The sequence below is a fragment of the Enterobacter sp. 725m/11 genome (assembly GCF_011683705.1).
GTDB classification, from domain to species: domain Bacteria; phylum Pseudomonadota; class Gammaproteobacteria; order Enterobacterales; family Enterobacteriaceae; genus Enterobacter; species Enterobacter bugandensis.
In genome coordinates this window covers 22863-31125 of the sequence record NZ_JAAQOK010000051.1, presented here as the reverse complement: position 1 = coordinate 31125, position 8263 = coordinate 22863, and the positions used below count along the sequence as shown (strand labels likewise).

The following is an 8263-nucleotide window of genomic DNA, read 5'->3' as shown; positions in this document are numbered from 1 at the left end:
TCATAATTTCGCCACTGAAAGCGAAGCAGATCGGGCACTAAATGAAGAGACCGATGCCCAGGGCGCAACCTATTACCACGTGATGTTAACCCGTGAGCCCGGCAGCAACGGCAATATGCACGCCAGTGCAGATATCTACCGGTAACCCTTAACGCTAGCACCAGGAAAGCCAACAACGAGAACATAGCCATAGTTGACGTTGCCCCCTGTCCGGGGGCTTTTTTTGTGAATGGCTCCGGAATACCACCGGTTACAACTGTTTTTCGGTATTCCAGAGCACTTATTCACTTCTGCCCGTAGTAGGCATTCGGGCCGTGCTTGCGCATGAAATGCTTGTTCATCAGGTAATCGTCAATGCCCTGAAGCTGTGGATTAATGTCGCGGGCAATCCACGCCATGCGCGCCACTTCCTCCATGACAACCGCATTATGAACGGCGTCGTGGGCATCTTTTCCCCAGGCGAACGGGCCGTGCTGATAGACCACAATACCCGGCGTATGCAGCGGTTCAGTTTCACCCAGCGTTTCAATAATCACCTTGCCGGTGTTGCGTTCGTACTCCCCTTCTACTTCAGCCTGCGTTAATGCGCGCGTGCAGGGGATGTCGCCAAAGAAGTAGTCCGCATGCGTTGTTCCCAGCGCCGGAATCGCCAGCCCCGCCTGTGCCCAGGCGGTGGCGTGCGTGGAGTGGGTATGCACAACGCCACCCAGCGATGGATAACGCTGGTACAGCGCCAGATGGGTCGCCGTATCAGAAGAAGGACGCCATTTGCCCTCAACGACGTTTCCTTCGAGGTCGACCACCACCATATCGTCCGCTTTCATGGTTTCATACGTCACGCCGCTCGGCTTGATCACAACCAGACCTTGTTCACGGTTGATGGCGCTCACGTTGCCCCAGGTGAACGTTACCAGGCCATAGCGCGGCAGATCCATATTGGCCTCAAAGACCTGCTGTTTCAGCTTAAGCATGTTCAGCCTCCAGTAACCCCGCGCGCGCCATACGCTCGCGCACCCAGTCCCGCGCTTTTGCCACTTCCGCAGCCGGATCGTCTGACGTTTCGCTCCACATCTCAATCAGATAAGGCCCGCAATACCCTGTCTGTTTGAGCGTCTCGAAGCACCGTTCGAAATCCACCACCCCGGTGCCGAACGGTACGTTTTTAAACACGCCAGGGCGGGTATCTTTGACGTGCACCGCCACGATATGCCCGATGCCCGCCTGCAGCTCCATCTGCACGTCGTTATCCCAGGCCGACAGATTGCCGATATCCGGATAAAGCTGGAACCAGGGGTTATTCAGATAGTGCGCATAGCCCAGCGCCTTGCTGATGGAGTTCATCAACGGGTAGTCCATGATCTCCATCGCCAGCGTGACCTGCGCGCGGCTTGCCATCTCAACGCTCTCTTTCAGGCCGTCACGGAAACGACGGCGCGTTTCGTCGTTGGCTTCCTGATAGTAGACGTCGTAACCCGCCAGCTGGATCACGCGGATGCCGACATCCTGCGCAAAACGAATGGCTTTGCGCATGATCTCCAGCCCTTCAGCGCGCACGGCATCGTCTTCACTGCCGAGCGGAAAACGGCGGTGGGCGCTCAGACACATGGACGGCACGCGCACGCCGGTTTCGGCAATGGCGCCCACCAGCGCCAGGCGCTGCTCGCGACTCCAGTCCAGGCGAGAAAGGCGCACATCCGTCTCATCCACGGACATTTCGACAAAATCGAAACCCAGCTGTTTTGCCAGCCGTAACCGCTCCAGCCAGCACTCCCCTGCAGGGAGTGCCTTTTCATAAATGCCAAGCGGGACCTGTTTTGACAACATACCCGCTCCTTAACCCCAAAGCTGAGCGATTGAGCGTTTGAACTGACGCGCAGCTTCCACCGGAGATGCCGCGTCGCGAATGCTGCGGCCAGCGATAAAGACGTGAATAGGGATGCCCTGGAACAGCGGCAGATCTTCCAGCGCCAGGCCACCGGTGACGGTGACTTTGAAGCCCATATCCGCCAGACGCTTAATCGCGCTGATATCCGCTTCGCCCCACGCCACGCCTGCGGCTTGCGCATCGCGGCTGCGGTGATACACCACCTGCTGGATGCCCGCATCGCGCCACTCCTGCGCCTGCTCCCAGGTCCAGAAGCCGGTCAGTTCAATCTGCACGTCGCCGTTAAACTCTTTTGCCACGTCCAGCGCGCCTTTGGCGGTGTTGATATCCGCACAGCAGATCACGGTGACCCAGTCGGCGTTGGCTTCAAAGCACATGCGGGAAAGGATTTTGCCTGCGTCAGCAATCTTGGCATCCGCCAGCACGATTTTGTGCGGATAGAGCGCTTTCAGGTCACGAACGGCGCGCACACCTTCGCCCACGCACAGAATGGTCCCCACTTCGATGATATCCACCTCTTCCGCAATCAGGCGGGTGGTTTCGTAAGCGTGAGACAGCGTCTGGTTATCCAGCGCAACTTGCAACATTGGTAATGACATGTTCAATTCCTCTTAAACGGCCGCCGCAGTGGCGTTATCAATTAAATCCAGCACTTCCTGCGCGGTGCGGCAGGCGCGTAAACGGTCAAAATTGGCTTCGTCATCAAACAGGTTGACGATCTGCATGATGCCCACCTCCTGGTGGGTGTTGGCATCAACGGCCGCCATGGTGATGAGAATGTCGACCGGGTCGTTATCTTCGTGGTTGAACACCAGCGGCGTTTTCAGCGTCACCAGTGCAAAACCGGTTTTCTTGACGCCCTCTTCCGGGCGGCCGTGCGGCATGGCCAGGCCCGGCGCAATCACGAAATAGGGGCCGTGCTGCGCCACGCCATCCAGAATGGCCTGGTAATAGCGCGGCTCGACAACGTCCGCTTTAACCAGCAGATCCACACTCAGCTTCACCGCTTCCTGCCAGGTGCTGGCGTCGGCCTGTAAAAGGATGGCGTTATTCTCTGCCAGCGAATCACGTAGTTTCATGTGGCGTCCTTACTTCACGTCTTGTGGGAAGTGTTCTTTGATCACTTCCAGCAGTTTTGGCCCGAAATCCGCAGGCGACAGCATGTTGCGCACGCCTACCACATATTTGTTGCCCGACACGCTAATCTCACCGGCAATATGAGTTGAAGCGATGATGATGTCCGCGCCGTTCAGTTCACTTTTGTATTCACCCACTGCGCAGCTGTTCACCGTGTGGTCGATGTTTGACTGGGTCAAAAACTGGTCCACTTTCATCTTCATGATCATGGAGCTACCTTGCCCATTGCCACACACAGCCAGGATACGTACGGTCATAATCGAAACTCCTTAATGAGCAGACACTTCTGCTGTTTGTTTTTCCGCATCTTCTTCAGCTCGCAGCGAACGGCCAGCGAAGAACATATAAGCCAGAGCAATCAGGATGATGACGGCCATAAAGGCCAGACCGACGGAGGCAAAGCCCTGCATCATCGGCGGTGCCAGAATTGACCAGTCAGCCATGCCCATCCAGGCGCTCATACCGGTGAGCTTGACCGCCCACACGCAACCGAAGATTTCCACCATGCCCATCACCAGACAGATCTTGAGCGCCGCGCGCCAGCCGCCGAAGTGGTTCGCAAACACACCAATGGTGGCGTTGGAGAAGAACATCGGGATAAAGCCCGGAATGATCAGGATTGAGGAGCCGCAGCCCACCAGGATGCCCACCGCAATCAACTGGCCGATGGTGCCCCACATAAAGCCCCAGACGACGGCGTTTGGCGCAAAGCTATAGATAGCCGCACAGTCAATCGCCAGTACCGCACCAGGGATCAGGCGCTGAGAGATGCCGTTAAAGGCTTCCGACAGCTCGGCGACGAACATACGCACGCCCTGAGTGATGATGAAAATCGCTACCGCGAAGGAGAAACCGGTCTGCAGGATATAGACCGTCCAGTGGGTTTTACCCGCCATCGCCTGCACGACGTCAATGCCGAAAGAGAGCAGAATGGCGCCGAAAAAGAGGGTCATCACAATCGCCGTTGAGACGATGTTGTCGTGGAAGATATTCAACCATCCAGGCAGTTTGAGGTCTTCGACACTCTCCTCTTTTTTGCCCAGGTACGGCGCAACTTTATAGGCAATCCAGGCAGCAAACTGCTGCTGGTGACCGATGGAGAAGCCACAGCCGTCGGTCACGATCTGCGTTGGCTTGTACATCATGTTGGAGGTGATACCCCAGTAGAGCGAGACCAGCACCGCGGTGCAGATAATCGTGGTCCACATTGGGTAACCGAAGATATAGAGAGAAACCGCGATCAGCCCCGCCTGCTGGAACATGATGTGCCCGGTGAGCATGATGGTGCGAATGCCGGTAATGCGGCGCAGGAGCACGTAAATGATGTTCAGCGCCAGCGCGAGTAGCACCGCATATCCCACCCAGCTATAGGCATCACCCATGCGATCGATGGTCGCCATCATTGAGGCGTAGGTATCAGAGATAGCGCCGTTGATGCCATACACTTCCGACATTTTGGCGACGACCGGCTTAAACGTGCTGGTCAGAATGCCTGACCCCGCCTGCAACAGCATGAAACCGATAATGGTTTTGATGGTGCCTTTAATAATCACGCTGACGCTTTTGCGCAGCAGGATGTACCCCAGGCACGTCACGATACCCAGCAACAGCGGGGCGTTGGTCATTACCTGATTAAAGAAAACGGTAAAGACGTTGTAGAGGATCTCCATAACTCTCTCCAGAAATGAGAACACAAGGGGCAATCCCTGTGCGGTTGGTGCCATCACTCTATTAATCACAAATAATCACCACAAGATTGCATTTGATTATTTGTGACGCATCACGCAATTTATTTCCATGCTGTTAGCAATGATTTTCACTACCGCACCACAAAAATAAATTAATCCTTATAATTCATCAAATTAATGTTTAATGCAGGATAATCTAACAAGTAAAGAGTGGAGAGTCCGTGAAGTCGCGCAGATAAAATTCCGCATTTTGACCATTGCAAAGCACGTCAAATAGTGCCAGCATTAATCATAACAAATCACCATGTGATTACTTTTGATTAAACCAGGAGTCAAAACGATGAGTAAAGTGAAAACCATTACCCGTGAATCATGGATTCTGAGCACCTTTCCGGAGTGGGGTAGCTGGCTGAACGAAGAGATCGAGCAGGAACAGGTTGCTCCTGGCACGTTTGCAATGTGGTGGCTGGGCTGCACCGGTATCTGGCTGAAATCTGAAGGCGGCGCCAATATCTGCGTCGATTTCTGGTGCGGCACCGGCAAACAGAGCCACGGTAACCCGCTGATGAAAAAAGGCCACCAGATGCAGCGTATGGCCGGCGTGGAAAAGCTCCAGCCGAACCTGCGCACCACGCCGTTTGTGCTTGATCCTTTTGCCATTCGCCAGATCGATGCCGTGCTTTCTACTCACGATCACAACGACCATATCGACGTGAACGTGGCGGCAGCGGTGATGCAAAACTGCGCGGACGACGTACCGTTTATCGGGCCGCAAACCTGCGTAGATCTCTGGATTGGCTGGGGCGTGCCGAAAGAGCGCTGCATCGTGATGAAGCCTGGCGACGTGGTGAAAATTAAAGACATTGAAATCCACGCGCTGGATGCCTTTGACCGTACCGCGCTGATTACCCTGCCGGCCGACCAGAAGGCTGCTGGCGTACTGCCAGACGGCATGGACGAGCGTGCGGTGAATTACCTGTTCAAGACGCCGGGCGGCTCCCTGTATCACAGCGGTGATTCCCACTACTCTAACTATTACGCGAAGCACGGCAACGAACATCAGATTGACGTGGCGCTGGGCTCGTACGGGGAAAACCCGCGCGGTATTACGGACAAAATGACCAGCGCCGATATGCTGCGCATGGCGGAAGCGCTCAACACCAAAGTAGTGATCCCGTTCCACCACGATATCTGGTCAAACTTCCAGGCCGATCCGCAAGAGATCCGCGTGCTGTGGGAGATGAAAAAAGACCGCCTGAAGTACGGCTTCAAGCCCTTTATCTGGCAGGTAGGCGGCAAGTTCACCTGGCCGCTGGACAAAGACAATCTCGAGTATCACTACCCGCGCGGCTTCGATGATTGCTTCACCATTGAGCCAGATCTCCCGTTCAAATCCTTCCTCTGATTGTGAGGCCACATCGCCAGACCCTGTGTCTGGCGATTTCATATTTATTTTAGTAATTTCACGCTATTTCAAATATCATCTTTTCAAATCAATTCTTATCGGAATAGCTCATGACGGAAGCGCAACGGCATCAAATTTTACTGGAACTCCTGGCGCAAACAGGGTTTATCACCGTCGAGAAAGTGATCGAACGTTTAGGGATCTCCCCCGCCACCGCGCGGCGAGACATCAACAAGCTGGATGAGAGCGGCAAGCTGAAAAAAGTCCGCAACGGCGCAGAAGCCATCAGCCAGCAGCGTCCACGCTGGTCGCCGATGAATATTCATCAGGCGCAGAATCACGATGAAAAGGTAAGGATTGCCAGAGCGGCATCACAGCTGGTGAACCCCGGTGAGAGCGTCGTCATCAACTGCGGCTCCACGGCGTTTTTGCTGGGCCGTGAAATGTGCGGCAAGCCGGTGCAAATCATTACCAACTATTTGCCGCTGGCTAACTACCTGATCGATCAGGAACATGAAAGCGTGGTGATCATGGGCGGCCAGTACAACAAAAGCCAGTCCATCACGCTCAGCCCGCAGGACAGCGAAAACAGTCTCTACGCCGGGCACTGGATGTTTACCAGCGGCAAAGGCCTGACCGCTGACGGCCTGTATAAAACCGATATGCTGACCGCGATGGCGGAACAAAACATGCTCAACGTGGTGGGCAAGCTCGTTGTGCTGGTCGACAGCAGCAAAGTCGGTGAACGCGCAGGCATGCTGTTCAGCCGCGCAGAACAGATCGACATGGTGATCACCGGCAAAGGGGCGAATCCCGAGATCCTCCAGAAGCTGGAAGATCAAGGAGTGAAAGTCCTGCGCGTTTAAAGATGCTTGCGGAAAAACGCCACCGTGGCGTCCAGCGCCGCTGGCGTGATGCGGTGGCGGACGCCTGTTTCCCACAAACAGGTCAGATTAGCGTCCAGTCCTTCATTCTTTAACGCCTGCTGCAGGCGGAAGGTTCCATCGGGCGGGACAACATCGTCCGCATCACCATGCCATAGCAGCAGCGGGCGATCGGCCAGACGCGGCAATGCCCGGGTCACTTCCCACTCTGCCAGCATCGGCGTAATTTCCGTTAAATCCTGAGGGGGGAAAAGCGTCTTCGCCAGCGAGGTAAAATAGCCCGAGCCCATCAGACAGGCGACAGATCGCACGTCAGGATGATGCGTCATAATCCCCAGCGCCGTCATGCCGCCCATCGACGCCCCGGCCACCGCCAGCCGATTATCGGCCACCAGCCCTGCCTCATAGAGCGCATCGCGCAACCCGGCAAACTCGGTCAGGCTGCCGTGCAGAATGTGCCAGAACTGCCCCAGTCGCGCCCGCTCATTGCCCGTAAAGCGCGCGCCGTGGTCAGGCGCATCCGGCATTACCACGCGAAAACCCGCCTGAGCCAGCGCCACTGCAAAATAACTGTAAACCAGTTTCGATGAGGTAAACCCATGATAAAAAACCACAACAGGCAGCGATTTATCACGTTTCCCTGCCGGCACAGCGTGTAAAATTTCATGGTCGCCGAGATGGCGTATTTCAATTTCAATCATTGTCGACCCTGTACGAATGAATGATTCATAATGTTGAGAACTGGATTACGGTTTGACGCTATTTTCATTCGAAAATTACGTCCCAGATAACACTTCGGGAACATTCCCCCAAAACTAAATTCGCAGACAACTACACTATGGCTAACAGGAAACGAGATATGGTTATGCACAGGTTTGCTGCTTTATTGCTGGTGTTTCTGCTCAGCGGCTGTAGCGCACTGCAGGGTACACCGCAACCCGCTCCCCCGGTTGCCGATCATCCGCAGGAGATTCGTCGTAATCAGACGGAAGGATTACAGCGAATGGGCACCGTCTCCGCGCTCGTTCGCGGTTCGCCGGATGACGCAGAAGACGCAATAAAGGCACAAGCCGTCGCTGCCAAAGCAGATTATTACGTCATTATTATGATCGACGAAACCATCATAACGGGACAGTGGTATTCACAAGCCATTTTGTACCGGAAATAATGGTTTACCTTTGAACGACATTTACACTGCTTTGCGTCCATAGACATTTTCCTGTCCACAATAAACTCCATGCCAGCGACAAGGAATGGGAGTTTA

The 8263-nt window shown here is 54.8% G+C and carries 10 protein-coding genes and 1 pseudogene; 4 read left to right on the top strand and 7 right to left on the bottom strand.

Annotation, left to right across the window (positions count from 1 at the left end):
• A pseudogene (yjfY, locus tag HBA26_RS18840) lies at positions 1–145 on the top strand (DUF1471 family protein YjfY); the annotation flags it as partial.
• A 139-nt stretch (positions 146–284) separates the two neighbouring features.
• Here the strand turns inward: yjfY and HBA26_RS18835 are convergent.
• Genes HBA26_RS18835 through ulaA form a run of 6 tightly spaced genes read right to left on the bottom strand, consistent with a single transcriptional unit; the run spans position 285 to position 4692 of the window.
• Complete coding sequence (locus HBA26_RS18835) at positions 285–971, bottom strand: L-ribulose-5-phosphate 4-epimerase (RefSeq protein WP_126345998.1); 687 nt, start codon at positions 969–971, stop codon at positions 285–287.
• The gene (locus tag HBA26_RS18830; RefSeq protein WP_063154916.1) at positions 964–1824 is read right to left on the bottom strand and encodes an L-ribulose-5-phosphate 3-epimerase; all 861 of its coding nucleotides are present in this window, start codon (positions 1822–1824) and stop codon (positions 964–966) included. The genes HBA26_RS18835 and HBA26_RS18830 overlap by 8 nt, the downstream gene beginning before the upstream one ends.
• A gap of 9 nt (positions 1825–1833) precedes the next feature.
• Entirely contained in the window at positions 1834–2484 is a 651-nt protein-coding gene (ulaD, locus tag HBA26_RS18825; RefSeq protein WP_023334265.1) for a 3-keto-L-gulonate-6-phosphate decarboxylase UlaD, read from the bottom strand.
• Positions 2485–2496: 12 nt separating this feature from the next.
• Positions 2497–2964, bottom strand: a complete 468-nt coding sequence (ulaC, locus tag HBA26_RS18820; RefSeq protein ID WP_045259633.1) for a PTS ascorbate transporter subunit IIA — start codon at positions 2962–2964, stop codon at positions 2497–2499.
• A 9-nt stretch (positions 2965–2973) separates the two neighbouring features.
• Positions 2974–3279, bottom strand: coding sequence for a PTS ascorbate transporter subunit IIB (gene ulaB, locus HBA26_RS18815; RefSeq protein ID WP_003856022.1), 306 nt, complete (start codon positions 3277–3279; stop codon positions 2974–2976).
• A 12-nt stretch (positions 3280–3291) separates the two neighbouring features.
• Positions 3292–4692 carry a PTS ascorbate transporter subunit IIC gene (gene ulaA / locus HBA26_RS18810; protein ID WP_028015265.1) on the bottom strand — a complete coding sequence of 467 codons (1401 nt, stop codon included), beginning with the start codon at positions 4690–4692 and terminating at the stop codon, positions 3292–3294.
• 358 nt (positions 4693–5050) lie between these two features.
• On the opposite strand from ulaA, the gene ulaG reads away from it, so the two are divergent.
• Positions 5051–6115, top strand: coding sequence for an L-ascorbate 6-phosphate lactonase (ulaG, locus tag HBA26_RS18805; protein WP_006810379.1), 1065 nt, complete (start codon positions 5051–5053; stop codon positions 6113–6115).
• Positions 6116–6225: 110 nt separating this feature from the next.
• A complete protein-coding gene (gene ulaR / locus HBA26_RS18800) occupies positions 6226–6981 on the top strand; it encodes an HTH-type transcriptional regulator UlaR (protein WP_024907324.1) in 756 nt (251 codons plus the stop codon).
• On the opposite strand, the gene yjfP is transcribed toward ulaR, so the two are convergent.
• Complete coding sequence (gene yjfP, locus HBA26_RS18795; RefSeq protein ID WP_048957686.1) at positions 6978–7700, bottom strand: esterase; 723 nt, start codon at positions 7698–7700, stop codon at positions 6978–6980. The genes ulaR and yjfP overlap by 4 nt on opposite strands.
• A 137-nt stretch (positions 7701–7837) precedes the next feature.
• On the opposite strand from yjfP, the gene bsmA reads away from it, so the two are divergent.
• On the top strand, positions 7838–8167 hold the full coding sequence (gene bsmA / locus HBA26_RS18790) for a biofilm peroxide resistance protein BsmA (protein WP_028015263.1): 330 nt from the start codon (positions 7838–7840) through the stop codon (positions 8165–8167).
• The last annotated feature ends 96 nt before the right edge of the window (positions 8168–8263 follow it).

Bases quoted from the DNA above. Each gene is read 5' to 3' on its own strand.
- HBA26_RS18835 (WP_126345998.1), bottom strand. From the start codon at position 971: ATGCTTAAGCTGAAACAGCAGGTCTTTGAGGCCAATATGGATCTGCCG.
- HBA26_RS18830 (WP_063154916.1), bottom strand. From the start codon at position 1,824: ATGTTGTCAAAACAGGTCCCGCTTGGCATTTATGAAAAGGCACTCCCT.
- ulaD (WP_023334265.1), bottom strand. From the start codon at position 2,484: ATGTCATTACCAATGTTGCAAGTTGCGCTGGATAACCAGACGCTGTCT.
- ulaC (WP_045259633.1), bottom strand. From the start codon at position 2,964: ATGAAACTACGTGATTCGCTGGCAGAGAATAACGCCATCCTTTTACAG.
- ulaB (WP_003856022.1), bottom strand. From the start codon at position 3,279: ATGACCGTACGTATCCTGGCTGTGTGTGGCAATGGGCAAGGTAGCTCC.
- ulaA (WP_028015265.1), bottom strand. From the start codon at position 4,692: ATGGAGATCCTCTACAACGTCTTTACCGTTTTCTTTAATCAGGTAATG.
- ulaG (WP_006810379.1), top strand. From the start codon at position 5,051: ATGAGTAAAGTGAAAACCATTACCCGTGAATCATGGATTCTGAGCACC.
- ulaR (WP_024907324.1), top strand. From the start codon at position 6,226: ATGACGGAAGCGCAACGGCATCAAATTTTACTGGAACTCCTGGCGCAA.
- yjfP (WP_048957686.1), bottom strand. From the start codon at position 7,700: ATGATTGAAATTGAAATACGCCATCTCGGCGACCATGAAATTTTACAC.
- bsmA (WP_028015263.1), top strand. From the start codon at position 7,838: ATGGCTAACAGGAAACGAGATATGGTTATGCACAGGTTTGCTGCTTTA.